The 26418-nt window shown below is 70.8% G+C and carries 22 protein-coding genes; 11 read left to right on the forward strand and 11 right to left on the reverse strand.

The window, feature by feature from the left end; genetic code table 11:
• Window positions 1-25 precede the first annotated feature (25 nt).
• Window positions 26-1288 (reverse strand): MFS transporter, encoded by a 1263-nt coding sequence (locus tag ABEA46_RS15195; protein ID WP_345545503.1) that lies wholly within the window; start codon window positions 1286-1288, stop codon window positions 26-28.
• Window positions 1289-1424: 136 nt separating this feature from the next.
• Here ABEA46_RS15195 and ABEA46_RS15200 point away from each other — a divergent pair, with 136 nt between their 5' ends.
• On the forward strand, window positions 1425-2099 hold the full coding sequence (locus tag ABEA46_RS15200; RefSeq protein ID WP_345545504.1) for a TetR/AcrR family transcriptional regulator: 675 nt from the start codon (window positions 1425-1427) through the stop codon (window positions 2097-2099).
• Between the two features lie 16 nt (window positions 2100-2115).
• Here ABEA46_RS15200 and ABEA46_RS15205 read toward each other — a convergent pair whose 3' ends face one another.
• Window positions 2116-3312: an ROK family transcriptional regulator gene (locus ABEA46_RS15205; RefSeq protein ID WP_345545505.1), complete on the reverse strand. Its 1197-nt coding sequence runs from the start codon at window positions 3310-3312 to the stop codon at window positions 2116-2118.
• 54 nt (window positions 3313-3366) lie between these two features.
• Complete coding sequence (locus ABEA46_RS15210) at window positions 3367-4173, reverse strand: histidine phosphatase family protein (RefSeq protein ID WP_345545507.1); 807 nt, start codon at window positions 4171-4173, stop codon at window positions 3367-3369.
• Between the two features lie 187 nt (window positions 4174-4360).
• Between ABEA46_RS15210 and ABEA46_RS15215 the strand changes: the two genes are divergently transcribed.
• Together ABEA46_RS15215 and ABEA46_RS15220 are read left to right on the forward strand one after the other, a co-directional pair.
• The gene (locus tag ABEA46_RS15215; RefSeq protein ID WP_345545509.1) at window positions 4361-5674 is read left to right on the forward strand and encodes an MFS transporter; all 1314 of its coding nucleotides are present in this window, start codon (window positions 4361-4363) and stop codon (window positions 5672-5674) included.
• A 25-nt stretch (window positions 5675-5699) separates the two neighbouring features.
• Complete coding sequence (locus ABEA46_RS15220) at window positions 5700-7202, forward strand: carboxylesterase/lipase family protein (protein WP_345545511.1); 1503 nt, start codon at window positions 5700-5702, stop codon at window positions 7200-7202.
• 65 nt (window positions 7203-7267) lie between these two features.
• On the opposite strand, the gene ABEA46_RS15225 is transcribed toward ABEA46_RS15220, so the two are convergent.
• The 4 genes from ABEA46_RS15225 to ABEA46_RS15240 form a co-directional block, all read right to left on the reverse strand.
• Complete coding sequence (locus ABEA46_RS15225; RefSeq protein ID WP_345545513.1) at window positions 7268-8254, reverse strand: LLM class F420-dependent oxidoreductase; 987 nt, start codon at window positions 8252-8254, stop codon at window positions 7268-7270.
• A gap of 9 nt (window positions 8255-8263) precedes the next feature.
• Window positions 8264-9157 (reverse strand): DNA-methyltransferase, encoded by an 894-nt coding sequence (locus tag ABEA46_RS15230; RefSeq protein ID WP_345545760.1) that lies wholly within the window; start codon window positions 9155-9157, stop codon window positions 8264-8266.
• A gap of 47 nt (window positions 9158-9204) precedes the next feature.
• Window positions 9205-10254 carry a lipoate-protein ligase LplAB gene (gene lplAB, locus ABEA46_RS15235; RefSeq protein ID WP_345545515.1) on the reverse strand — a complete coding sequence of 350 codons (1050 nt, stop codon included), beginning with the start codon at window positions 10252-10254 and terminating at the stop codon, window positions 9205-9207.
• A 108-nt stretch (window positions 10255-10362) separates the two neighbouring features.
• On the reverse strand, window positions 10363-11214 hold the full coding sequence (locus ABEA46_RS15240; protein WP_345545517.1) for an alpha/beta hydrolase: 852 nt from the start codon (window positions 11212-11214) through the stop codon (window positions 10363-10365).
• A 71-nt stretch (window positions 11215-11285) separates the two neighbouring features.
• Between ABEA46_RS15240 and ABEA46_RS15245 the strand changes: the two genes are divergently transcribed.
• Both ABEA46_RS15245 and ABEA46_RS15250 read left to right on the forward strand, forming a co-directional pair.
• Window positions 11286-11759: a MarR family winged helix-turn-helix transcriptional regulator gene (locus ABEA46_RS15245; RefSeq protein WP_345545518.1), complete on the forward strand. Its 474-nt coding sequence runs from the start codon at window positions 11286-11288 to the stop codon at window positions 11757-11759.
• A 5-nt stretch (window positions 11760-11764) separates the two neighbouring features.
• Window positions 11765-13105, forward strand: a complete 1341-nt coding sequence (locus ABEA46_RS15250; protein ID WP_345545762.1) for an MFS transporter — start codon at window positions 11765-11767, stop codon at window positions 13103-13105.
• A gap of 125 nt (window positions 13106-13230) precedes the next feature.
• Here ABEA46_RS15250 and ABEA46_RS15255 read toward each other — a convergent pair whose 3' ends face one another.
• From ABEA46_RS15255 to ABEA46_RS15270, 4 genes are all read right to left on the reverse strand, one after another.
• Complete coding sequence (locus tag ABEA46_RS15255; protein WP_345545519.1) at window positions 13231-13581, reverse strand: DUF202 domain-containing protein; 351 nt, start codon at window positions 13579-13581, stop codon at window positions 13231-13233.
• The gene (locus tag ABEA46_RS15260; protein ID WP_345545521.1) at window positions 13578-13940 is read right to left on the reverse strand and encodes a YidH family protein; all 363 of its coding nucleotides are present in this window, start codon (window positions 13938-13940) and stop codon (window positions 13578-13580) included. The genes ABEA46_RS15255 and ABEA46_RS15260 overlap by 4 nt, the downstream gene beginning before the upstream one ends.
• A 135-nt stretch (window positions 13941-14075) precedes the next feature.
• Window positions 14076-16532, reverse strand: a complete 2457-nt coding sequence (locus tag ABEA46_RS15265) for a glycoside hydrolase family 2 TIM barrel-domain containing protein (protein ID WP_345545523.1) — start codon at window positions 16530-16532, stop codon at window positions 14076-14078.
• Complete coding sequence (locus tag ABEA46_RS15270; protein WP_345545525.1) at window positions 16529-17293, reverse strand: TetR/AcrR family transcriptional regulator; 765 nt, start codon at window positions 17291-17293, stop codon at window positions 16529-16531. The genes ABEA46_RS15265 and ABEA46_RS15270 overlap by 4 nt, the downstream gene beginning before the upstream one ends.
• Window positions 17294-17490: 197 nt before the next feature.
• Here ABEA46_RS15270 and ABEA46_RS15275 point away from each other — a divergent pair, with 197 nt between their 5' ends.
• The 6 genes from ABEA46_RS15275 to ABEA46_RS15300 all read left to right on the forward strand — a co-directional run bounded on the left by ABEA46_RS15275 (window position 17491) and on the right by ABEA46_RS15300 (window position 26411).
• Window positions 17491-19023, forward strand: coding sequence for an ABC transporter substrate-binding protein (locus ABEA46_RS15275; protein WP_345545527.1), 1533 nt, complete (start codon window positions 17491-17493; stop codon window positions 19021-19023).
• Window positions 19024-19086: 63 nt separating this feature from the next.
• The gene (locus ABEA46_RS15280; RefSeq protein ID WP_345545539.1) at window positions 19087-20028 is read left to right on the forward strand and encodes an ABC transporter permease; all 942 of its coding nucleotides are present in this window, start codon (window positions 19087-19089) and stop codon (window positions 20026-20028) included.
• Window positions 20025-21902 (forward strand): dipeptide/oligopeptide/nickel ABC transporter permease/ATP-binding protein, encoded by a 1878-nt coding sequence (locus ABEA46_RS15285; protein ID WP_345545540.1) that lies wholly within the window; start codon window positions 20025-20027, stop codon window positions 21900-21902. Before ABEA46_RS15280 ends, ABEA46_RS15285 begins: the two co-directional genes overlap by 4 nt.
• Window positions 21899-22747: an ATP-binding cassette domain-containing protein gene (locus ABEA46_RS15290; RefSeq protein ID WP_345545541.1), complete on the forward strand. Its 849-nt coding sequence runs from the start codon at window positions 21899-21901 to the stop codon at window positions 22745-22747. The genes ABEA46_RS15285 and ABEA46_RS15290 overlap by 4 nt, the downstream gene beginning before the upstream one ends.
• Before the next feature lie 86 nt (window positions 22748-22833).
• Window positions 22834-25278 (forward strand): beta-glucosidase, encoded by a 2445-nt coding sequence (locus tag ABEA46_RS15295; protein ID WP_345545543.1) that lies wholly within the window; start codon window positions 22834-22836, stop codon window positions 25276-25278.
• Entirely contained in the window at window positions 25275-26411 is a 1137-nt protein-coding gene (locus ABEA46_RS15300; protein WP_345545545.1) for a serine hydrolase domain-containing protein, read from the forward strand. The genes ABEA46_RS15295 and ABEA46_RS15300 overlap by 4 nt, the downstream gene beginning before the upstream one ends.
• The last annotated feature ends 7 nt before the right edge of the window (window positions 26412-26418 follow it).

The raw sequence follows: 26418 nt of genomic DNA on the forward strand, positions 1-26418 counted from the left end.
CGGGGGTTCGAGATGGCGACCGAGGTCATCGTGTCGCCTTGATGGGCCACACCGCGAGGGCGCCCAGGATGCCGAGCACGATCGCGACCGGGAACAGCGCCGCGTAGCCGAACGCGAGCGCGATCGCACCGGCGACGCCGGGGGCGAGAGTCTGCGGCAGAGTGGCGGCGATGTTGACGACGCCGAGGTCCTTCGCGAACGACTTGGCCGACGGCAGGACCTCGCTCATGAGCGCCTGGTCGACGGCCTGGAACATGCCGAAGCCGAAGCCGGCGATGAAGGTCATGATCATCCAGGCGTTGAGGTCCTGCCAGAACCACGGCAGCAGGAACGCGAGCGAGACGACCGCGGCCGAGGCGAACACGAACGGCTTGCGACGCCCCACCTTGTCGGACAGCGGGCCCGACACGAGCGTCGAGATGATGATGCCGACGAGGCTCAGCATGCCGAGGAGCGGGATGACCGACTCGGGGCTCTCGACGCCGAAGTAGTCGGTGAGGAGGTACAGCTGAAGACCTGTGACGGCGAAGTAGCCGGTGTACAGGAGGAGCCGGCCGGTGAAGGCCCAGAAGAAGTCGGGGTGCTTGACCGGGTTGACCCAGAACGTGCCGAGGAACGCACGGAAGCTGAAGGGCTCGCGCTCGAGCTTCGTGCTGGGGTAGTCCGGGTTGAACGCGACGAACAGTCCCAGGATCACTACGGCGAACACGGCGAACACGATGTAACCGAGCGTGATGCTGTGGAAGAAGAACGAGCCGACGATCTGGCCGCCGATCGCGCCGACCATGAGGCCGATGCCCGAGAGCGCGGCGAACGTGCCGCGCCGCTTGAGCGGCACCCGGTCGGGCATGACCGCCGACAGCGGGCCCTGCGCGAAGTTGTAGCTGATCTGCACGAGCATCCAGGCGATGATTAGCCCGACGACCGAGTTCGCGAACGCGAGGCCGACGAGCGAGAGCGCGCCCGCGAGCGCGCCGAGCATGATCCACGGCGCTCGGCGGCCGTAGCGCGAACGCGTGCGGTCGGAGATCTGGCCGGCGATGGGCTGCGCGACCATGGCGGCGAATGCGCCGATGGTGGCGATGACGCTGTACGTGGCGAGCTTGTTCTCCTCGCCGAACAGCACGGCGACCTGCTGCGGCAGCAGGATGCCGGGCACGGCGCCCCAGATCAGGAAGATGCCCAGGTTGGCGGGGATGATCCACCACATCAGCCGCCGCAGGCCCTTGACGGGGGCGGGCGGATCGTCGTTGCCGGCGGCGTTCTCGACGAAGGTGTTGGTGGTCATGGGAGCCATCGGCTCAGACGGCGCTGTCATGGATGTCCTTGCTGCGGGTAGCGGGCACTCCTCATCGAGCGCCTCGAGAGAAAACCATATGTCACTAGGTTTTGAGAAATCAAGCACTGTTCGGTTTACTTCTCCTATGACAGAAAGCGGCAAGGGGCGACGAGGCTCCTATGCGAAAGGCGTCGCGAAGCGCGAAGAGATCCTCACTCGGGCGCTCGACGTCATCGCTCGCGAGGGGTACCGCGGTGCCTCCGTCAAAGAACTGGCCGACGCCGTGGGGCTCAGCCAGGCCGGACTCCTCCACTACTTCGACAGCAAGGAGGAGCTCTTCACCGAGATCCTCCGCAAGCGTGACGAGCTGGACGCGACCGGGCGCGGCCTGAGCGGCGACGTCGAGCACGGCCTGACCGCGGACGCGGAACTCGATCTCGACGCGGTGCGCGAAGGCTACGTCGGCGTGGTCCGCCACAACGCCGACGTACCCGGGCTCGTGCACCTCTTCGCCCGCCTGTCGGTCGACGCAGCCGATCCCGAGCACGCCGCCCACGAGTACTTCGTGCAGCGCGGCATCGGCCTGCGCGAGTTCTTCAGCAGCGCGATCGCCGCGGGCCAGGCCGGCGGCGACATCGATGACCGGATCGACCCCGAGGTGCTCGCCCGGCTGTTCCAGGCGGTCGCCGACGGCATGCAGGTGCAGTGGATGCTGGAGCCCGAAGTCGACATGGCGACCACCGTGGGCGCGCTCTTCGAGCTGATCACCCCGCGCGACGACCCGGCGGTCGAGCGAGCGAAGCGGGACGAAACGCCCTGACGGGCGGTCGACCTCTTCAGATCGCCAGCGGATCCGCGAGAAGCCGCATCCGCGCGTCGCGCTGCGCACCCCGCAGGGCCGCGTCGGCGCCGAGCGCGCTGCCGATCACGGGCGCGATCGGCAGCACCGGCGCGTGGGCGATGTGCGGCTGGATCGTGCGGAAGACCGCATCGACGTCGGCGGCCAGCGCCGCCATGAAGCCACCGAGCACGATGACGTCGGGTGCGACCGTCAGCGCGACGATCTGCAGCGTGCGCGCGATCTCGCCCGCCGCCTCGCGCCACACGGATGCCGCGGGCTCGGCACCCTGCTGCACCCGCGCCACGAACGCCTCCAGCGCTGCCGTCAGCCCCTTCTCGGCCGCCAGGGCGCCGAGGCCCGACCGCGACAGCAGTGCGTCGGGCCCGGCGACGGTCACGAGGCAGCCGTGCTGCCCGCATTCGCAGCGCACCCCGCCCGGCACCACCGGCAGATGGCCGAGAGCCGCGCCCAGCACGCGGGCGCCGTCGGCATCGGTCAGCACGATCGCACCGCCGATGCCCGAGTCGGCCTTGAGATACAGCAGGGTCTCGCCGCCCACCGCGGCGTGCTCGGCGAGCGCTGCGACATCCGAGTCGGGCACGAGACGCGCCTGACCGCCGCCACCCTCGTACCGGGCGAGTGCGGCGGAGCGAGCGCGCAGCAGCCCCAGCAGGTCGACCTCGCCCCAGCCCAGGTCGGTGTCGGCGAGCACCCGGGCGGGCGAGCCGCCGACAGGGGCCCAGACGATCACGCAGACATCGGCGATGCGCCGGCTTGCGGCATCCATGTTCACGGCGACAGCGTCGACGGCCTCGGCGAGCACGCCGGCGATCGCACCCGGGTCGCCCATCGGCCGCCCATGGCGCAGCGAGACGCGGGTGAGCTCGTCGCCCGCGAGTGTGCTCGCGACCGCGGTCGCGTGGTCGGCATCGACCATCGCGGTCACGAAGCAGGGAGCGGATGCCGCCGGCGCGAGCATCGTGCGCGGACGGCCCATCCCGGCCGGGGCGACGACCTCCGACTCCTCGACGAGGCCCGCCTCGATGAGTTCGGCGACGAGCGAGGTGACCGCTCCGCGCGAGAGCCCGGTGGCCGCCGCGATGTCGGCCCGCGCCTCTCCGGCGCCCTCGAGCACGCGCCCGAGCACCAGGCCGAGGTTGTGCCGGCGGACGTCCGGCGTGGCGAGGGGCATGACGGCAATCGTAGGCCGGGGCGGGGGCGACGACGCGCGCCCCGCCCCGCCCGGTCACTGCTGCGACGCGTAGTGCGTGTCGTTGACCGTCTCGACGGTCCAGGCGCCCGCCTGGTACGTCAGCAGGTTGACGGCGCCGTTCGCGATGCCGTTGTCGGGAAGGCGATCGCCGGCCCCGAGGTCGACGAGCAGGCACGAGATCGACAGGCCGCTCGAGACGACGAGGACCTTGTCGTCGCGGTGCTTCGCGGCGTCCTTCGCGATCGCGTCCAGCGAGTCCCGCATGCGCGCCGAGACGTCATCGCAGTCCTCGGCGGGCAGCGCCGGGACGGGATTGGTGGCCACGATCGCATCGGTCATGTTCTCGAGGGTGAAGTCGAGTCCGTGCTGGTCGAAGTAGCCGAACAGGGCGCCCTGCATCGCACTCTGCTTCGCGCCCTCCCAGCCGCCGAAGTTCAGCTCGCGCAGACCTTCGTCGCGGGCGACCTCGAGCCTCGAGCCCGCGCCCTGCAGCATCAGCGTCGCCGTCTCGTAGTGGCGCACCATGTCGGCGGAGTACGCCCGGTCGATCCTGCCGACCTCTGCGCCGAGGTTCTCGCCCACGCGGGTCGCGACCGCGACCCCCTCCTCGGTGAGCGGCGCATCCGACCAGCCCTGAACGAGCTTCAGCTTGTTGAGGATCGTCTCGCCGTGACGGGTCAGGTAGATCTGCACGACGGCGTCGCGGTTCGAGGTGGGCGGCTTCGCCGCCGGGGCTTGCGCCGCAGGGGCTGCCGCAGCGGGAACGGCCCAGCCGCCGAGCACGGTGACGGCGAGGACCGCCGCGGCGGCGATCGCCAGGCGGGGAATCAGTCGGGTCATGTCATCTCCTTCGATCGGACGGACTGAACGCTAGCGACATTCGGGATTCGCGCACCGGGGTCGTTGCGGGATCGTTATACATAGTTCAGGTCTTGAATTTTATTGACGGATGAGGAACACTGATCCCGAATGCCGTTCGCATTTCGCACCCGAACCGCCCGAGACGTCTCGACGAAGAGGAGTCCCCATGACCGCACAGCCCACGCCGGATCCCGCGATCGACATCGCGCCCACCGGACTCATCCGCAGCACTCCCCCCGTCGCCGGCGAGCCCGCCGCAAGCCCGCCCGCGACCAAGCGCCTGCTGCCGAGCATGCTCTTCGCCGGCCTCACGCTGTTCGCGACCTACGCGGGGCTCATCGCGATCCTGCTGCCCGCGCAGATCCAGATCCTGTTCGGCCAGGAGCACGCCGAGGCCAACCTCGCGATCGTCACCACCGTGTCGTTCGTCTTCACGCTCTTCGCCCAGCCGCTCGCCGGCGCATTCAGCGACCGCACACGCTCGCGCTTCGGCCGCCGCGCACCGTGGATGGTCGTCGGCGCGCTGATCGGCGGCGTCCTGCTGCTCGGCCTGGGCTCGCTCACGCAGCTGGTGTGGATCACGATCTTCTGGGTCGTCATCCAGGTCGCCCTGAACTTCCTCCAGGCGCCGCTGACCACGATCACCGCCGACCGGTTCCCGCGCTCGAAGCGCGGCGGCGCCAGCGCCATACTCGGGATCGGCATGCAGCTCGGCGGCATGGTCGGCGTCATGGTCGCGAGCGGGCTGGCGGCGCAGTTCGGCGTCGCGTACTCGATCTTCGGCGTCGCGGTGATCGTCGTCACGGTGCTGTTCGTCCTCATCAACCGCGACTGGTCGTCGAAGGAGACGGCCGTCGAGAAGTTCTCGTGGGCAGCCTTCTTCAAGGGCTTCTGGGTCAACCCGCGCAAGCACCCCGACTTCTTCTGGGCGTTCACCGCGCGGTTCCTGCTCATCCTCGGCTACTTCGTCGTCTCCAGCTACCAGCTCTACATGCTGCAGAAGTACATCGGGCTGTCGTTCGCCGCGGCCACCGGCGCCGTCCTCACCCTGACCCTCGTCGCCTTCGTCCCGACCCTGCTCGCGATCGGCCTGTCGGGGTGGCTGAGCGACAAGGTCGGCCGCCGCAAGGTGTTCATCTACGTCGCGTCGGTGATCATGGCCGTCGGGTTCGTGATGCCGCTGGTCATGCCGAACATGACGGGCATGATCGTGATGAGCATCATCAACGGTCTCGGCTTCGGCATCTACATGTCCGTCGACGCGGCCCTCATGACCGAGGTGCTGCCGAACCCGGAGGGCGCCGCGGCCAAGGATCTCGGCATCCTCAACGTCGCGACCAACATCCCGCAGGCGCTCAGCCCCTCGATCGCCCTGCTGATCATCTCGGCCTTCGGCGGGTACGCCATGCTGTTCGTGTTCGCGATCGTGTTCGTGATCCTCGCAGCGATCGCCACGGCGCCCATCAAGGGCGTCCGTTAGAGTCCGCAAGAAGGGACCCTCACCCATGACCGATACCACCACTGCTCTCCGCTACGCCGAGGCCGACACCGCCACGGGGCGCGTGCGCGGCTTCTGGCGGGGCGAGCCCGGAGCCGGCGGCAGTGCCGCGTTCCTCGGCATCCCGTTCGCGCAGCCGCCCGTCGGCGAACTGCGGTTCGCCGCTCCCGTACCCGCCGAGCCGTGGCAGGGTGTGCGCGACGCGCTCGACTACGGTGCGACGGCGCAGCGCGGAGACCCCGGCGTGACGCTCATCCCCGAACCCTCGGTGCCCGGCGAGGCCACGCTCAACGTCAACGTCTTCACCCCCGTCCCCGGCGAGACGGATGCGGCGCTCCCGGTGCTGGTGTGGATCCACGGCGGCGGGTACTTCGCGGGCTCCCCCGCGAGCCCCTGGTACGACGGGCGCGCGTTCAACCGCGACGGCGTCGTCACCGTGACGATCTCGTACCGCCTCGGGTTCGACGGCTTCGGGTGGATCCAGGACGCCCCCTCCAACCGCGGCATCCGCGACTGGCTGCTGGCGCTGGAATGGGTGCAGGCCAACATCGCGAACTTCGGCGGCGACCCGTCGCGGGTCACGATCGCAGGGCAGTCCGCCGGCGGCGGGGCGGTGCTGACGCTGCTCGGGATGCCGGCGGCCCAGCACCTGTTCCACTCGGTGTGGGCACTGTCTGCGGCCACGGCGGACGTCGCGCCCGCGACCTGGGAGCGCATCGGCCGCGACGTCGCCGCGCGCGCGGGGGTCGCGCCGACCCGTGCCGGGCTGTCGGCCGTGCCCGAGGAGAAGATCATCGAGGCCCAGAAGGCGGCCACCGACGTCTCGGGGCCCAACGCGATCACGAAGCTGCTCGACGACGGCCTGACCCTGGGCCCGGCGATCGACGGCGACCTGATCACGCGTCCGACGCTCGAGTCGATCGCCTCCGGTGTCGGCGCCGACAAGCCGCTCGTGCTGGGTGCCACCGAGGACGAGTTCTCGATGGTCGTCGCCGGCTCCGCCAAGACGCTGCGCTGGATCCCGCTCGCGTTCCTGCTCGGCAAGGCCGGCCTCAAGGGCGAGCGGCGCAAGGCGTATCTCGCCGCGAACCGCGACGTCGTCGCGCGCGGTCATGCCGCCGTGCTCGGCCGCTACATCACCGACCGCATGTTCCGCACGTTCGTCGTCAAGGCCGCGACCGCACGAGGCGCCGCGCCCACCTGGGTGTATCGCTATGCGTTCCGCTCGACGCAGCCCGGCATGGTGCACGACGCCGCGGTGCACTGCATCGACGTGCCGTTCTGGTTCGACTGCCTCGACTCCGTGAAGATCGAGCCGCTCACCGGACCGAATCCGCCGCAGTCGCTTGCCGACCAGACGCACGGCGCCGCGGCCGGGCTCGTCGCCGCGGGCGACCCCGGCTGGCCCGCCTGGTCTTCCGCACCCGGCACGACCCGCGTGTTCGGCGGCGCCTCCGGCACGCCGGCTGTCGACCCCGACGGCTACGCCGCGGTGGCGTCGCTGCTCTGACCCGCAGAACCCCGGAGGGGTGGATGCCGCGCGCCGCGGCATCCACCCCTCCGACGGGTACCGGCTCAGCTGAGCGCGGGGACGACCTCACGCTCGAACAGCTCGACGCCCGAGACGTCGTACGCGGCCTCGGGGAAGTAATGGATGCTGTAGCCCAGGCCGTGCCCGGCGCGCTCTGCCAGGCGCTCGGCGACCTGCTCGGGCGTGCCGAAGCCGGGCGAGGCCAGGTAGTCGTGCTCGATGTGCGCGGCGCGCTCATCGCCGACGTGGGGGCGCAGCCGCTCGATGACGACGGCGAGGCGGTCGCGGGCCTCGGCCTCGGTGGCGCCGACGATGGTGTTGAAGTTGGACGAGCGTGTGATCGACGCGAAGTCCCGGCCGAGTGCGTCGCAGTGGCCGCGCAGCACGTCGCTCTTGTGGTCGAACTCCTCGAGCGACCCGGAGAAGTTCGTGTACGACGCGTACTGCGCCGCGATCTTGAGCGTGACCTTCTCGCCGCCGCCGGCGATCCAGAACGGGATGCCGCCGTCCTGCAGCGGGAGCGGCTGCACGATCGCGCCGTCGACCTGGAAGTGGCGGCCGTCGAGCGTCGCGCGCCCGGTCGTCCACGCCTGGTTCATGATGTCGACACCCTCGCGCAGCATGCGCAGCCGGTCGGCGACGGGCGGGAAGCCGTAGCCGTACGCCTTCCACTCGTGCTCGTACCAGCCGCCGCCGATGCCCATCTCGGTGCGTCCGCCCGACACGATGTCGACGGTCGCGGCGACCTTGGCGAGGTACGCCGGGTTGCGGTAGCCCATGCACGTGCACATCTGGCCGAGGCGGATGTTCGAGGTCGAGGCGGCGAACGCCGCCATCAGGGTCCACGCCTCGTGGGTCGCCTCGTCGGAGTGCACCGGCGTGGTGTGGAAGTGGTCGTAGACCCACAGCGACTCCCACGGCCCCGCGTCGGCGCGCTGCGCGAGGGAGTTCATCACCGCCCAGTGCTGGGAGGGGTCGATGCCGACGAGATCGAATCGCCAGCCTTGGGGGATGAAGGTTCCGAAGCGCATGCCCCCAGCCTAGGGAAGCGTTTGCTCGGGCTCCATTCCGAAAACGCCGGCGTGCGGCATCCGCTCGCACATCACGGCGATCGCATCGGGGTTGTGGTCGACGAGGACCGCGTTGCGGCCGAGCGCCGATGCGACAGCGCCGGTCGTGCCGCTGCCGGCGAAGAAGTCGAGCACCCGGTCGCCGGGACGTGATGAGGCCTGCACGATCCGGCGCAGGATGCCCTCGGGCTTCTGCGTCGGGTACCCGGTCTTCTCGCGGCCCGTCGTGGGCACGATCGTGTGCCACCACACATCGGTGGGGAGCTTGCCGCGCTCGGCCTTCTCGGGCGTCACGAGCCCCGGCGCCATGTACGGCTCGCGGTCGACGGCCTCGGAGTCGAACCAGTACGCCTTGGGGTCCTTCACGTACACGAGGATCGTGTCGTGCTTGGTCGGCCAGCGCTTGCGGGTCTTCGCGCCGTAGTCGTACGCCCAGATCAGCTCGTTGAGGAAGCGGTCGCGCCCGACGAGCGCGTCCATCAGCACCTTCGCGTAGTGCGCCTCGCGGTAGTCCAGGTGCAGGTACAGCGTGCCGTCGTCGGCCAGCAGCCGCCAGGCCTCTAGCAGCCGGGGCTCGAGGAAGCCCCAGTAGTCGTCGAACCGGTCGTCGTACGCGCGCAGGTCGCCGCGGATGCGCTCGTACTCGCGGCCGTGGAACCCCCGCCGCACGACCGTGGTGGCCGAGGCCTCGCTCACGGGGTCGTGAGAAAGGGATGCCGTCGACCGCGCAGTCTCGACGGCCCGCTCCTGCGGGCGCCCGGTGTTGAACGGCGGGTCGAGGTAGATCAGCGTGAACGACGCGTCCGGCAGGGTGCGGATCACCTCGAGGTTGTCACCGACGTGGATCTCGACCGAGCCGCGCATGGGCGCCGCGGCGGGACCTGCGACAGGCTCAGGGACCGGCGCGGAGGTCACGGCACCCGGCGCAGCCACGCGTCGGTCGAGAACTTCGACTCCACGAGCGCCTCGGCCTCGGCGTACTCGTCGGGCGTGATGCCGCCGGGCACGGCGCCGTAGAGGGTGGTGAAGGTCTCTTCGAGCTTGGCGATGATCGCCTCGCGCGGAAGCCCGGTCTGGCGGCGGAGCGGATCGACGCGCTTGGCGGCCGAGGTGGTGCCCTTGTCGCTGAGCTTCTCGCGACCGATACGCAGCACCTCGGTCATGACCTCGCCGTCCATGTCGTAGCTGAGGGTCGCGTGGTGCAGCACGCCCCCGTTGGCCAGGCGCTTCTGCGCGGCGCCGCCGATCTTGCCCTGCGGCGAGGCGATGTCGTTCAGCGGCTGGTAGGTCGCGTCGATTCCGAGCGCGCGCAGCGCCTGCAGCACCCAGTCGTCCAGGAACGCGTACGAGTCCGCGAACGTGAGACCGGCGACGAGGGATGCCGGCACGTAGAGCGAGTACGTGACGATCGAGTTGGCGCCCATCATCATGGCACCGCCGCCCGAGATGCGCCGGACCACGTCGTAGCCGTGCTTGCCGGCGCCGTCGGGATCGACCTCGTTGCGGAGGGACTGGAACGAGCCGATCACCACGGCGTTCTCGTCCCACTCCCAGATGCGCAGCGTCGGACGCCGGCGGCCATCGCCGACGCGGCCGGTGAGCACCTCGTCCAGCGCCAGGTTCATGCGCGGCGACACCGGGCCGTCGTGAACGATCTCCCAGTCGAAGTCGCGCCATCCGGGTGCCGTGACCAGTGCCCGCCGCACGGCGGTGCCGACGGCCTCGGGCGTGAAGCCCAGCAGCTGGGCCCCCTCAGGGAGTGCGCCGCGCACGGCGGCCGCGATGGTCGCCACGTCGGACTCGATCGGCAGCCCGTTGACGGCGGCGTCGATGTCGAGCAGCGCGTCGTCGGGCTCGAGGAAGAAATCGCCCGCGAGGCGGAAGTCCGCGATGCGGCCGCCCTGCTCTTCGAGGTCGACCACCACGAGCTTTCCCCCGGGCACCTTGTATTCGCCGTGCATGGGATTCAGCCTATTCGCGCGGGTGGATGCCGCGACCCCGGCGCCCCTGAGACACGCGTCGTCTCGCCGTCGCCTGCTCAGCGACCGAGAGGTGTCCTGGGGTGTGAGTCAGGCGCGCGCGGGGAAGCGCTGGTCGAGCCACGCCAGCAGGTCGGCGCGGACGTCGGCCTGCATGAGCTCATTGAAGATCTCGTGCCGCGCACCCGGGTAGACGAGCGTCGTGACATCGGTGAAGCGCGAACGGGTGCGGTAGGCGTCGGCCAGGCGGTGCACGCTGCGCGGTCCGCCCACGGTGTCGTCGCGACCCACCATGAGCAGGGTCGGGATGCCCCGCCCCACGCGCTTGCGCGGTCGCCCGTACATCCGCAGGCTGTCGATCACACCCACGAGCTTGATCGGATCCGCCGACGTGGTCAGTGGGTCGTCGAGGAATGCGCGGCCGACGCTCAGATCGCTTGACAGCCACTCCGTGCCCATGGCCCCCGGGCCGTCCCACGGCTTGTTCAATCCGCTCGTGTGGATCGAACCGGGCATGCGCAGAGCCGAACCGCTCAGCACCAGTCCGTCGTACGCCTCGGGGTGGTCGTTCGCCAGCATCTGCGCCAGAACGGAGCCCGCCGAGTGCCCGAGCAGGATCAGCGGGACGCCCGGGTTCTCGGCCCGGACCATGCCGGTGAACTGCCACATCGCGGCCAGCGCGGCACGGAGTCCTCCGGGACCGGGATGTCCCAGGCGGGACGCATCGCCGTCGTACTGCTTCAGACCGGTACGGCCATGACCGCGGTGGTCGGCCGCGTAGACCGTGTAGCCGTCTGCGACCAGAGCGTCGATCAGGGCCCGGTATCTCCCGGCATGCTCGCCGATCCCGTGCAGCAGCTGCACGACCGCCCTCGACGCGGTCTTCGCGGGATGGACGTCGTAGAAGATCGTGATGCCGTAGGCGTCGCTGAACTCGGGCATGCCGAGAGTCTAGGGGGCGGCATCCCCCGCACTATCTTTAGCAAAGCTAATGAGCTAGGCTAAAGAACCGGATGAGCAGCTACGGAACCCCCACGACACGCACCGACACCGATACCGAACACGATCCCGATCTCGCCGCCGCCGCCTCGCAGCTGCGGATCGCCACCTTCCGGCTCGCGCGGCGCATGCGCACGCAGCGCGCCGTCGACTCCATGAGCGACGGGCAGTTCGCCGTCCTCGCCGCACTCTGGAAGACCGGTCCGCACACCCTCGGCGAGCTGGCCGAGCGCGAGCGCGTCTCCGCGCCGTCTATGAACCGCACCGTCAACTGCCTGCAGGACTCCGGCTGGATCACCCGCAGCGCCGACGAGAACGACGGTCGCAAGGTCGTCATCTCGCTCACCGACTCCGGCCGATCCGTCGTCGACGAGACGGCCCGCCGTCGCGATGCGTGGGTCGAGTCCGCGCTCGCCGAGCTCACCGACGAGGAACGCGCGACGATCGCCGCGGCCGCTGAGATCATGGCGCGGATGGTGACGCTGTGAAGGCCATGTTCCGCTCGCTGTCGCTGTACAACTTCCGCGTCTGGTTCATCGGCGCGCTCATCTCGAACATCGGCGGCTGGATGCAGTCGACCGCCCAGGACTGGGTGGTGCTCACCGAGCTGACCGATCACGACGCCACCGCGATGGGCGTCACCATGGCGCTGCAGTTCGGTCCGCCGCTCGTGCTCGTGGGCATCACCGGCTGGCTCGCCGACCGGTTCGATCGCCGCAAGCTGCTCATGTTCACGCAGTCCGCGCTCATGCTGCTCGCCATCGCTGTCGGCATCCTGCTGCTGACGCACGTCATGACGCTGCCGCTGATGTGGCTGTTCGCCCTCGGATTCGGCATCACCAACGCGTTCGACGCCCCGGCCCGCCAGGCGTTCGTGTCGGACGTGGTGGCGAAGGAGAACACCTCGAACGCCGTCGCGCTCAACGCAGCGTCGTTCAACACCGCCCGGCTGATCGGCCCCGCGATCGGCGGTGTCATGATCGTGCTCGTGGGCACCGGGTGGATGTTCCTCGCCAACGCCGCGACGTTCCTCGCGATGCTGATCGCCCTGTGGATGATGCGCACCGATGAGCTGGTGCCCCGGGTGCGCGCCCCCGGCGCGGCCCGCCTGGCCGACGGATTCCGCTACGTCGCCCGCCGCCCCGACCTCATCGTCACCTTCGTCATGGTGTTCCTGATCGGCGCGTTCGGCATGAACTTCCCGATCTTCGCGTCGACGATGGCGCTGGAGTTCGGACGCGACGCCGACGGCTACGGCCTGCTCAGCTCCGTGCTCGCGATCGGCTCGCTGGCAGGGGCCCTGCTGTCGGCCCGCCGCGACCGCGCGCGGCTGCGCGTGGCGATCTACGCCGCCGGCGGGTTCGGAGCCGTGTCGCTCGTGTCGTCGCTGATGCCCGAGTACGTGCTGTACGCGGCGACCCTCGTGTTCGTCGGGTTCTGCACCGTCACGATGCTGACCACCGCGAACGGGTACGTGCAGACCTCGACCGACCCGGCGCTGCGCGGCCGCGTGCTCGCGCTGTACATGGCAGTCATCATGGGCGCGACCCCCATCGGCGCGCCCATCGCCGGCTGGGTCGCCACGACGTTCGGCCCCCGCGCCGCGATCCAGGTCGGCGCCGTCGCGGGCCTGCTGGCCTGCGCGATCGGCATGACGTGGATGATCGCGTCGGGCCGCATGCGCCGCCACGAGTCCCGCCGGTTCCTGCTGACCGTCGACGAGACGCGTCCCCTGACGATCGTCGCCCCCGAGGAGTTCAGCGACGAGGTCGCCGCCACGACGCCGATCCGCGCCATCGCCGACGACGCCCCGCGCGCCGCGAAGGCCAGCTGAGTCCCGCTCGTTCGTCACCCGTGCCACGCCTGGGCTCGGCGTGTCGCGTGCACAGGTGACGAATGAATGGATGCCGGCGGCCGAGGCTGCCGGCATCCATCGATCGCCGCGACGACGTCGAGCGGTCAGCGCGGGCCGCTGAGGGCGATCGCGAGCACGACCGCCACGCTGGTGGCGCCGACGGCGAGGATGAACAGCGCGAGGACGAAGAGGATGCCGGCGCCCGGCATCCTGGCCCCGTCCCGCTCTCGGCCGAGGGCGAGGTTCACCCGCTCATAGCGGCGTCGCGCGCCGAGATAGAGGGCGGCCGTCGCGATCAGGCCGGCGACCCCGCCCAGGGCCCACCACGCACTGCCGAACGCCGCGGGCAGGAGCCGGAACGCTACGAGCGAGCCGGCGGCCAGCGCGAGGGCGGTGCGCCGCCACGCCAGCTCGGTGCGCTCGGGCTGCAGCCCGGGGTCGAACAGGGTGCTCATCGCAGCAGGATCGCGAGGATCACGAAGATCCCGGCCAGGGTCACCGACGAGCCCAGCACCACCCCGAGGATCGAGGCCGGCAGCGGCCTGCCCTCGCGGAGGGCGAGTTCGCTGCGCATCCACCCCAGCCACGCGAGCGCGGGGGTCAGGATGCCGACGGCGACGAGCACCAGCGATGCCGCCAGGCGCAGCCCGGCATGCAGATCGAGCCCCAGCACCTCCAGCGCGACGCCGCCGGCGATCAGCGCCAGCGCCGTGCGGATCCACGCCAGGAACGTGCGCTCGTTCGCGAGTGTGAAGCGCGCATCGGGCTCCGTGCCGCGAGAGAACACCGAGCGCGGGAAGCGGCGGTCGCTCATGCCTCTCCGATCGTTGTCAGCAGCTCCCGCGAGACCGCGGTGCCCGGCCTTCATTGTGGTCCATGTCAGGCACGGAACCCCAACCGCAGGCCCGGTGGCGCGGAACGTGTGGCGCGGAAGATCAGGCGCGGAGCATCAGGCACGGAACGTCAACGGCACCCGCACCGGCGCGAACCCCTCGGCGGTGACGACCACCGTCGCGGCTCCTTCGCCGGTGGGCCGGACGATCGCGAGCGCCCGGCCGTCGTGCGTCGTGACGGACGGCCCGGCGAACGACTCTTCGGTGCGGATGCGCCCGGTGCCGAGACCGGCGAGCTCGGCGTCGCCCTCCACCGTCACCGTGACCGCCACGTCGTCATCGCCCGCCACGACTCCCGAGGCATCGGCCAGCGCGATGCCCACGAACGCCAGTCCGTCGGGGGCGACGTCGGCACGCTCGGCCGTCGCGACGAGGCCCGGCTCGCCCGCCGTCCGCAGCGTCGTGCGCCCGATCTCGCGCCCGCCGGACCGCGCGATCGCGATCAGCTCGCCCGGCCGGTACTGCGTCTCGAACCGGGCGCGGAACGCCTTCTCGGCGCCCACCTCGGCGAGCCCGAGCGACACCCCGTCGCGCAGCAGCTCGACCTCGTCGGCGGCCGCGTAGACGTCGACCGTGACGGGTGCGCCGGGTGCGGCATCCCACGTCCACGACGACACGGAGTCATCCCACGACCACGGCGTCGTCGCAGTCGGACGGCCGTGGTGACGGGGCGGATGGACGGCGAGGTAGGGGTCGGTGCGCAGTCCGAACACGATCTCGCGGTAGTACGACACCGGCCGGCGGTGTCCCGTGATGTCGAGGTCGCCGCAGCCGGCGAGCAGGTGCGGGTACGGACCGACCGTGCCCGTGGGCGTGTAGTCGGGCTCGTCGGTGTAGTCCACGCGGCCGATGCCCGCCTCGCCGAGGTAGTCCCAGCCCGTCCAGGTGAAGTCGCCGATCACGTGCGGCAGGCGTTCGACGAGCTCCCACATGCGCTCGATGCGCGACGGGAACGTCTCGGACCCCACGATCACGCGATGCGGGAACAGCTCGCGATCGAGCTCGTAGCGCGACTCGGCGTAGTTGAACCCCACGACGTCGAGCACCGACGCCGATTCCTCGGTCGAGGTCGTCACGAGCTCCGACGCGTTGGCGCGCGCCATCGTGTCGCCCATCGTCGCCATCATCGTGTTGGGATCGGATGCCTCGTCCGACGGCGGCCCGTCGGTCGTGGCCGCCGCGGCATCGGCCGCCGCGATCTCGGCCATGCGGTCGAGGTTCGCGATGATGCCGTTGATGCCGTTCGTCACCAGGCGCGTGTCGTCGAGCGCGCGCACCGCCTCGGCCAGGCGCCGGCTCCACGCGGCGCCCGCGGGCGAGGCGAGCTCGAGGATCTCATTCCCGATCGAGTACATGATGACGCTCGGGTGGTTGAGGTCCTTCGCCACGAGCGCGTCGACATCGTGGCGCCAGCGCTCGGCGAATCCCGGCGCGGCGTCGAAGGCGACCTTCGACCGCGTCCAGGTGTCGGTGAGCTCGTCCATGACGTACACGCCGTGACGGTCGCAGGCGTCGAGCATCGCGCGGCTCATCGGGTTGTGGGCGCTGCGGAGGGCGTTGAAGCCGGCGTCCTTGAGCAGGCGGACGCGGCGGTCCTCGGCATCCGCGAACGTGGCGGCGCCGAGGGGTCCGCTGTCGTGGTGGACGCACGCACCGCGCAGGTCGACCGGCACGCCGTTGATGCGCAGGCCGCGCTGGGGATCGACCTGCAGGCGGCGGATGCCGAAGGCGGCGGCATCCTGGTCCAGCTCTTCGCTCCGTTCGTCGGCGAGAGTCGTCCGGACGCGGTGGAGGGCGGGCGAGGCATCGCTCCAGAGCGCCGGCGCCTCGACCGCGAGGCGGATCCGGGCGACGGCGTCGGATCCCGGCAGCACCGTCACCGGCGTCGATCCGGTGGCCAGCCCGGCGCCGGACGGCCCCTCGATGGCCCACGTCACCCGCACCGTGCGCGTGTGCCGCGAGCTGTTGCGCACCGTCGTGGCGAGGTGCACGACCGCCCGGTCGGCGTCGACGTCAGGGGTCGTCACGCGCGTCGCGTCGAGCGGCAAGTGCACGGGATCCGCCACGACCAGATGAACGGGGCGATAGATTCCGGCGCCGGAATACCACCTGCTGTCGCGGTGGGCGCGGGCCTCCACCGTGAGGCGGTTGGGCTCGCCGTAGCGCAGGTACGGGTCCAGCACCGCCTCGAACGCGTTGTACCCGTTGGGCTCGTGTACGACGGCATCGCCGTTGAGGAAGACGACGGCGTCCCGGTAGACGCCCTCGAACTCGACGCGCACGGTCTTCTCGCGCCAGTGCGCGGGGACCTCGAACGTCTTGGCGTACTCGAACACCCCGCCGGGGACGTAGCCGGTGTGCACCCCCTGATCGCCCGTCGCCGAGCGGGGCAGATCGCGGACGGCATCGTGCGGCAGTCGCACGGGGCGCGGGGCGGACTCGGCCGTCGCCGCCTCGAAGGCACCGAGCTTCGGCCCGACGGTCCAGCCGTCGAGCCAGGGTTCGCGGATCATGCGTCGCGCTCCGTCGCGTCGTTCGTGGCGTCCAGCGGAGTCTCGGACCCCGCCGACTCGCCGTCGGCCGGGGCGTTCGCGTCCAGCACGTCGAGCGCGTTCTCGAGGCCCGCGAGGTCGTAGCCGCGAATGAGACTGCGGAAGCACTCGTGCATGGCCGCGGCCATGTCGGTCGAGGATCGGTCCAGCAGCCACTGCACCTGGAGTCCGTCCATGAGGGCGATCGTCGCGACCGCAGCGCGCGCGGGGTCGACGCCGTCGTTCAGGCGTCCCGCCGCCGCGGCGCGCTCGAACGAGCCCGTCACGCTCGTGCGCACGTACAGGTAGCGGTTCTTGAAGTAGTCATGCGCGGGATGGTCGGGCGACGTGGCCTCGGCCGAGAGCACGCAGTAGAGCTCGACGATGCCGGGGTGGGCGGCATTGAACCGCGCGAGCTCGGCGAGTGAGCGCAGCGCCTCGACCCCGTCGGGCATGTCGAAGTCCACGCGGGACCGTGACAGGTCGTCGCGGTGATCGAGCAGCGCCATGAGCAATGCGCTCTTGCTGCGGAAGTGATGCAGCAGCCCGGCTTCGCTCATCCCCACGCGCTCGGCGACCTCGCGGAGCGACCCCGCACGGTAGCCGGACTGCGCGAACACCTCCAGCGCCGCGTCGAGGATCGCCGTGCGGGTCTCCTTCGACTTCGCGTACTCGCCGCGCGGCTTGCGCCCCGTCGTGGGAGCGGTCCCCTTCCGCGTGACGGCGGTCGTCGTCTCGGTCATCGTCTCACCGTATCCCCGGGTCGTCTCGCCACACCCCCTTCGGTGTGCGCCGGGGTCCTTCCTCTCCGTTCTATAACGAATTTCTAGGAGTCGCTAGCTTTTTGTGTCAAAAACCTAGTGCTCGCTCGAAATTGCTGTTAGCGTCATCGGCCAGCAGGCGATCCGCAGGGGCATCGCCACCTATGAAGGGACCAAGGATGTTCCGTTGGAAGGCCACAGCAGCCACCATCGCGATCGCCGCGCTCGCCCTGACCGGCTGCGCCGGCGGCGGCGACGGAGGGTCGGGCTCGAGCGACTCCGGTCGCGCAGACCGGCTCACACTCACGGCGATCGCCGCCCCCACGAGCTACGACATCGGCGCAGGCGCCGAGTACGGCAACCGCAGCCCGTTCTTCCAGGCGGTGTTCGACACGCTGCTGCAGAAGGACTCCACCGGCGAGATCCAGCCTTGGCTGGCCACGAAGTGGGAATACAACGACGACAACACGGTGCTGACCCTCACGCTCCGCGACGACGTCGAATTCACCGACGGCAGCAAGCTCGACGCCGACGCGGTCGTCGCGAGCCTGGAGCGCTTCCGGGACGGCACGTCGCCGCAGGCCGCGACCTTCGCCGGCAAGGAGTTCGCCGCCGTCGACGCCACCACCGTCACCATCACGCAGGCGGCGCCCGACCCCTCGCTCGTGAACCTGCTGTCGATCGCTCCGGGCCTCATCCAGGCACCGTCGACCTTCGACGATCCCGACGCCGCCACCGAGCCGATCGGCTCGGGCCCGTACGTCCTCGACACGGCGTCGACCGTCACCGGCACCACCTACGTCTACACGGCGAACCCCGACTACTGGAACGCGGATGCCGTCAAGTACGACAACCTCACCATCAACGTCATCGAGGACCCGACCGCGACCCTCAACGCCATGAAGGCGGGCGAGGCCAACGGCGCGAAGATCGTCGACAACAGCGCGATCCCCGAGATCGAGGCGTCGGGGTGGACCATCGAGTCCAACGAGCTCGACTTCCAGGGCCTGCTGCTGTTCGACCGCGACGGCACCATGGCGCCCGAGCTCGCCGACGTGAACGTGCGCAAGGCCATCAACATGGCCTTCGACCGCGAGGCTCTGCTGCACGCGCTGCAGTCCGGCTACGGCACGGTCACCGAGCAGGTCTTCCCGGCGACCTCGACCGGCTACGACGAGTCGCTCGACAGCACCTACGAGTACGACCCCGAAGGGGCCAAGGAGCTCCTCGCCGAGGCGGGCTACCCCGACGGGTTCACGCTCAACATGATGTCGACCCCTGCCTTCCAGCAGACGTTCGATCTCGTGGCGCAGCAGCTCGCCGACATCGGGATCACCGTCAACTACACCGACCCGGGCACCGGCAACTTCATCACCGACATGCTCGCCCCGAAGTACCCGGCGACGTGGATGGCGCTGGAGCAGAACCCCGACTGGCAGCTGATCAACTTCATGATCGCCCCCGACGCCACATTCAACCCGTTCCACTCGCAGGACCCGCAGGTCGACGAGTACATCAGCACCATCCAGACCGGCACGCAGGACGAGGCGGAGCAGGCGACGAAGGACCTCAACGCCTGGATCGTCGACAACGCCTGGTTCGCACCGTTCTTCCGGGTGCAGGGCACGTTCGCGACGGACGCGAACACGAACCTCGAGTTCTGGCCCACCAACGCCTACCCGTCGATCTTCGACTTCTCGCCGAAGAACTGAATCCTCTCCCCGCCCGCTCGCACACCGCGGGCGGGCGGGGAGACACCACCCACGGGAAACGTCATGCTTGCATTCATCCTCCGGCGCCTGCTGTCGGGCGTCGTGCTCATCGCGGTGATCTCGTTCCTCGCGTTCGTGCTGCTCTACCTGGGCGGCGGCGACATCGCCCGCCGCATCCTGGGAGAGAACGCGACCGCCGAGACCGTCGCCAAGAAGACCGAGCAGCTGGGCCTGGACCGGCCCCTCCTTCAGCAGTACTGGGACTGGGTCACGTCGGCCCTCACGGGCGACCTCGGACGCAGCTGGTTCACCGGCGAGCTGGTGTCGGTCAGCGTCAGCACCCGGCTCGCCGTCACGCTGTCGATCGTCATCGGGGCGACTCTGGTCTCGGCCGTCGTCGCCGTCGTCCTGGGCGTCCTCGCCGCCCGGCGCGGGGGCTGGGTCGACGGGACGGTCCAGGTGACCTCGCTCATCGGCTTCGCGATCCCCGGCTTCCTGATCGCCCTCGGGCTCGTGCTCGTGTTCGCCGTCAACCTCGGCTGGTTCAAGGCGACCGGCTACGTGCCGATCTCGACGTCCTTCACCGGCTGGCTGTCGTCGGTGACCCTGCCGATCATCGCGCTGTCGATCGGCGCGATCGCCGCCGTCGCCCAGCAGGTGCGCGGCTCGGTCATCGACGCGATGTCGCGCGACTACGTCCGCACCCTCCGCTCCCGCGGCCTCAGCACCGGTTCGGTCGTGTACCGGCACGTGCTGCGCAACGCCGGCGGACCGGCGCTCGCCGTGCTCGCCCTGCAGTTCGTCGGGCTTCTGGGCGGCGCCGTCATCATCGAGCAGATCTTCGCGATCCCCGGCATCGGTCAGCTGTCGGTCCGCGCCACGACGCTCGGCGACATCCCGGTGGTGATGGGGCTCGTGATCGCCTCCGCGATCATCGTGCTCGTCGTCAACCTCCTCATCGACCTCGCCCAGGCGGCGCTCAACCCGAAGGTGCGACTCTCATGACCGCCATCGACGTCCCCCTCGCGGTACCGGTCGCACCGGTCCGCGTCCCGCTCTGGCGACGACTGCTGCGGCGACCGCTCGGTCTCGCATCGCTGATCTTCCTCATGCTCGTGGTGGTCATCGCCATCATCGGGCCGGCGATCGCCCCCCAGGACGGCAACTACGCCGACATCCGCAACGTGCTCGCGCCGCCGAGCCCCGAGCACCCGCTCGGCACCGACGGCAGCGGCCGCGACGTCCTCTCGCGCCTGCTGCTGGCGACGCAGACGACCGTCGCGGCGGGTGCCCTCGCGCTCGTCGTCGCCCTCGTGATCGGCGTGCTCTCGGGTCTCATCGCCGGGTACTACCAGGGCTGGTTCAACTCCGCCGCCACGTGGGTGACCGAGCTGAACATGGCCCTTCCGGGCATCGTGGTGCTCCTCGCCGCGCGCGCCGTGCTCGGCCCGTCCGTGTGGATCTCGATGTTCATCTTCGGCATCCTGCTCGCGCCCTCGTTCTACCGCCTCGTCTACGCTTCGGTCACCTCGGTGCGCTCCGAGCTGTATGTCGACGCGGCCAGGGTGTCGGGACTCAGCGACAGCCGCATCGTCGGCCGGCACGTGCTGTCGGTGGTGCGGGCCCCCATCATCATCCAGGCGTCGATGATCGCGGGCATCGCGATCGCGATCCAGTCGGGGCTGGAATTCCTCGGTCTCGGCGACGTCCTCGTCCCGACCTGGGGCTCGATGCTCAACGACGGCTTCAAGAACATGTACAAGGACCCGCTCCTGATGCTGTGGCCGTCGCTGGCGATCGCGCTCACGTGCATCGCGCTGACCCTGCTGGCGAACGTGATGCGCGACGAGCTGGAGCGCACGGTGTCGGTGCGTCGCAAGCGGCGTCGAGCGGTGACGACGAGCACCGGCTCGGTGGCCGCCGTGACGACCTCGTTCTCGATGAGCGGCGGCGACGTCGTCGACCTCGACGAGCTGCCCGCGGCCGATGGCGACGGCGTCGTCGTCCACGAGGACGACCAGCGCAGCAAGGCGACCGAGAAGGTGCTCGAGGTGCGCGACCTGCACGTCGGCTACGACCAGCCCGACGGCTCGCACATCGAGGTGGTCCACGGAGTGTCGCTCGACATCCGCAAGGGCGAGGTGCACGGCCTCATCGGCGAGTCGGGCTCGGGCAAGAGCCAGACCGCGTTCGCGGTGCTGGGCCTGCTCCCCCGCGGCGGGCACGTCACATCGGGCTCGATCCGGTACGAGGGCACCGAGCTCGCCGACGCGTCCGACCGGGCCTACGCCGGCATCCGCGGCGCGCGCATCGGCTACATCCCGCAGGAGCCGATGTCGAACCTCGACCCGTCGTTCACGATCGGCAGCCAGCTCGTCGAGCCGCTGCGCAAGACGCTGGGCCTGTCGAAGAAGGACGCCACCCAGCGCTCGCTCGATCTGCTCGCCCGGGTCGGCATACCCAACCCGAAGCGCACCTTCGACGCGTACCCGTTCGAGGTGTCGGGCGGCATGGCGCAGCGCGTGCTGATCGCCGGCGCGGTCTCGACCGACCCCGACCTCATCATCGCCGACGAGCCGACGACGGCCCTGGACGTGACGGTGCAGGCCGAGGTGCTCGATCTGCTGCGCGACCTGCAGGCCGAACGCCACATGGCGATGCTTCTGGTCACGCACAACTTCGGCGTCGTCGCCGACCTGTGCGACCGCGTGACGGTCATGCAGAGCGGCCTGTTCGTCGAGCAGGGCCCCGTGCGCGCGATCTTCCACGACGCGCAGCATCCGTACACGAAGTCGCTGCTGGGGGCGATCCTCGACGAGGGTCCCGCCCGCGGCCCGCTGGCCGGAACCCCGGTCGTCGCGAAGGGAGCGGGAGCATGACCGCGCCGCTGTTGGAAGTCAAGGACCTCGTGGTCGAGTACCCCGGCAAGGGGTTCCGCGCCGAGCCGTTCCGGGCGCTGAAGGGCGTCTCGCTCGACATCCTCCCCGGAGAGACCGTGGGCCTGGTCGGCGAGTCCGGCTCGGGCAAGACCACGCTGGGCCGGGCGGCTCTCGGCCTCGCGCCGGTCACCGAGGGGACGATCACGTACGACGGTCGTGACATCTCGCACCTGGGACGCGGCGAACGCCGCGCCCTCAGCTCCGAGATCCAGGTCGTGTTCCAGGACCCGTACTCTTCGCTGAACCCGTCGATGACGGTGGAGCAGATCCTCACCGAGCCGCTGACGGCGGCGGGGGTGGCGACCGCCGAGGCGAAGACGCGCGTGCGCGGCCTGCTCGACCAGGTCGGGCTGCCGGCCGATGCCCGCGGGCGTCTGCCGCGCGAGTTCTCGGGCGGGCAGCGGCAGCGCGTCGCGATCGCCCGGGCGCTCGCCTTGCAGCCCCGCCTCATCGTGTGCGACGAGCCGGTCTCGGCGCTGGACCTGTCGACGCAGGCCCGCGTGCTCGACCTGTTCATCGAGATCCAGGAGCGCACCGGCGTCGCCTACCTGTTCGTGACGCACGACCTCGCGGTGGTGCGCCACATCAGCCACCGGGTGGCCGTGATGTACCGCGGCGAGATCGTCGAGGCCGGCGACGCCGACCAGGTGACGTCGCACCCCGAGCACCCGTACACGCAGCGCCTGTTCATGGCCGCGCCGGTGCCCGATCCCGACAAGCAGGAGGAGCGCCGGATCGCGCGTCGCGTCCTCCTCGACGCCGAGGCGGCTTCGAGCGCCGCCTGACAGACCGGATGCCGCGACCCGGCCCGTCCCGTGGGTGGCGGGTCGCGGCATCCGACCATGAACGACCCTCTGAAACGGAAGACCCCATGACCGACACCGCCGTCCACCCCGCCGCCGTGCAGCACCTCGTGCCGCTGCTGGAGCGCCTCACGCTGGAGCAGAAGGCGGCCCTGGTGCAGGGCGCGGACTTCTGGACCACTGTGGCGCTGCCCGAGATCGGCCTGCGCGCGATGACGCTGTCGGACGGTCCGGCCGGCGTCCGCGGTCCGCGGTGGGACGAGCGCGAGCCGTCGCTGAACCTGCCGTCGGGCTCGGCCCTCGCGGCGTCGTGGGACGTCGACCTGGCGTACCGGTACGGGGCGGCAGCGGCATCCGAAGCCCGTCGCAAGGGCGTGGACGTCGTGCTCGGGCCGACCATCAACCTGCACCGCTCGCCGCTGGGCGGCCGGCACTTCGAGTGCTTCAGCGAGGATCCCGAGCTCACTGCCGAGCTCGCTGCGGCCTACGTGCGCGGCCTGCAGGACAACGGGGTCGCCGCGTGCCCCAAGCACTACGTTGCCAACGACTCCGAGACCGACCGGTTCACCGTCGACGTGCGCGTGGACGAACGGGCGCTGCGCGAGCTGTACCTGGCGCCCTTCGAGCGCGCGGTGGCACAGGCCGGCGCCTGGACGATCATGAGCGCCTACAACGCGGTCGACGGCGTCACGATGACCGAGAACGAGCTGCTCGAGACGCCGCTGAACACCGAGTGGGGCTTCGACGGCACCGTGATCAGCGACTGGACGGCGGTGCGCTCGCTCGACTCGGTGCCCGCCGCACAGGACCTCGCGATGCCCGGGCCGGCGCCCGCGTGGGCGGGCCTGGCCGACGCCGTCCGCGACGGACGCCTGGCCGAGGCCGACCTCGACCGCAAGGTGCTGCGGCTGCTGCTGCTCGCCGAGCGCGTGGGCGCCCTGGGCGGCTCGGCGCCGCTGACGCCGGCAGACCTCGACGGATCCGCCTTCGCCCGGGCCGCGGCGATCGAGGGCACCGTGCTGCTGCGCAACGACGGCGTGCTGCCGCTCGCGCCCGCGGCGCTCGCCCGGGTGGCGGTCATCGGCCAGAACGCCCGCGAGGCCCGCACGCAGGGCGGCGGCAGCGCCACTGTGATCCCCGAGGCCGTCGTCTCGCCGCTGGACGCGCTGCGCGCGGCCCTCCCGGGCGCCGAAGTGCGCTTCTCGCTCGGTGCCGTGGTGCAGGAGGGCGTGTCGGAGCTCCCGCTGGACCAGCTGACCAATCCCGCCACCGGCGAAGCGGGCCTGCGCGTGGCGTTCTTCGACGCCGACGGCACCGAGCTGTTCGCCGAGAACCGCCGCTCCACCGCGCTCGTGTGGTTCGGCGGCGACGCGCCGATCTCGGCGAGCGCGACGGTGGTCTACGAGACGGTCTACACGCCGGCCGAGAGCGGCGACATCGAGCTCGGCTTCGCCGGCGCCAATCCCGGCCGCCTGTTCGTGGACGGCGAGCTCGTGCTCGACGATTCCCCCGTCATCGAGGGCACCGACCTCGGGGCCGCGTTCCTCAACCCGCCGTCGATCACCGCGACAGTGCACGTCGAGGCCGGGCGCGAGACCGCGCTGCGCGTCGAGTTCGCGCGCGCCGACGCCGGCGCCCTGTCGGGCGCGCTCAGCGCGACGCTGGGCATCGCCCCCGAGCGCACCGACCCCGAAGAGCTCATCGCGCGCGCCGTGGCCGAGGCCGCAGCATCCGACATCGCCGTCGTGGTCGTCGGCACGAACTCCAAGGTCGAGTCCGAGGGCTACGACCGCACGAGCCTCGACCTGCCGGGGCGCCAGGACGACCTCGTGCGCGCCGTCGCCGCCACCGGCACGCCCACGATCGTCGTCGTCAACGCCGGCTCGCCGGTCGTGCTGCCGTGGGCCGGCGAGGTGGGCGCCGTCGTGCAGGGGTACTTCGGCGGCCAGGAGTTCGGCCACGCGATCGCCGACGTGCTCACCGGCGCCGCGGAGCCGGGCGGACGCCTCCCCACGACCTGGCCGGCGTCGCTCGCGGACGTGCCAGTGACCGACGTCACACCGCGGAACGGCCGCCTCGATTACCGCGAGGGTCTGCACATCGGCTACCGCGCGTGGCTGCGAGAGGGGGATGCCGCGGCCCCCGCGTTCCCGTTCGGCCACGGTCTCGGGTACACGACGTGGGCGTGGGATGCCGCGCCGCGGGTCGGCGACGCGGTCGAGGTCACGCTCACGAACACCGGGAACCGCGCCGGCAAGCAGGTCGTGCAGATCTACGCCGAGCGTGCCGGCTCGGCCGTGGAGCGTCCGGTGCGCTGGCTGGTCGGCTTCGCGACAGTGCACGCCGCGGCCGGCGAGAGCGTCATCGCGACGGTTCCGGTGCCGCCGCGCCGCCTCGCGCACTGGGCCGGGGAATGGGTCGTCGAGCCCGGCGAGTACACCCTGCGTGTCGGAGCCTCGGTGGCCGACCTGCCGCTCACACTGGCCTGGCACACCGAAGGAGCCAACGGATGACCCTCTCCCTGCTCACCACCCCGCAGCTGCGCGGCACCGCCGACGAGCGCCTCGACGACGTCGTGGCCCGCCTCGACGAGTGGCTCGCCGCCGACCCCGACCTGTCGTTCCAGGTCGCCGCGTTCCACGACGGCACGCCTGTGCTCGACGCGTGGGGCGGACCGCACCTCGCCGAGGATTCGGTCATGGTGCCGTACTCGGTCACCAAGAACACGATCGGCCTGTCGATCGGCCTGCTCGTCCAGCGCGGCGAGCTCGACCTCGACGAGCGGGTGGCGCAGTACTGGCCCGAGTTCGCGGTGAAGGGCAAGGTCCGCGTCACCGTGCGCCAACTGCTGTCGCACCAGGCGGGGCTTCCGCAGGCCACGCCGCCGCTGCGGTGGGAGGAGCTGCTCGACGACCATGCCGCCGCGCAGCGCCTGGCCGCGAGCGCGCCGTTCTGGCACCCCGGAAGCGCCTTCGGCTACCACGCCATCACGATCGGCAACCTCGCATCCGAGCTGGTGTTCCGGGTGACCGGCCGCACACTGCACGAGTTCTACGAGACCGAGATCCGGGCTCCCCACGGCGTCGACTTCCATCTCGGGCTGCCCGCCGCCGAGGACCACCGCCGTGCGCCCGTGCTGCCGATGATCCGCCCGGTGTCCGACACCACGGCGCCGTCCTTCTCGGCGCTCGGCCCCGTCGTCTTCGCGATGGGCGGCGAGCCGGTCGACATCGGCAACGACGAGATCAGCTGGCGCTTCGGGCACCCGGCCGGTTCGGGCACCGGCACCGCGCGAGGTCTCGCACGGCTGCTCGCCGCGGCCGTCACGGGCGTCGACGGCGCCCCGCCGTTCCTCAGCGCCGACACCGTGGAGCAGATCGGCCAGCAGCAGATCCGCGGCTACGACGAGGTGCTGCACCAGCAGGACCGTGCCCACGCGATCGTGTTCCAGAAGCCCTCGCAGCAGCTCGCGTTCGGCGGCCCGCGCGCCTTCGGCCATGACGGGGCGCTCGGCGCCCTGGCCTGCGTCGACCCCGACTCGGGCGTCGCCTTCGCGTGGACGATCGCCCGCGGCCCGTGGCCCGGCGGCGCCGACCCGCGCGCGGTCGCGCTGGCCCGCGAGCTCGGCGTGCTGCTCTCGTCCTGACCCCGTC

Source organism: Microbacterium jejuense (assembly GCF_039544225.1).
In the GTDB taxonomy this organism is placed as follows: Bacteria; Actinomycetota; Actinomycetes; order Actinomycetales; family Microbacteriaceae; genus Microbacterium; species Microbacterium jejuense.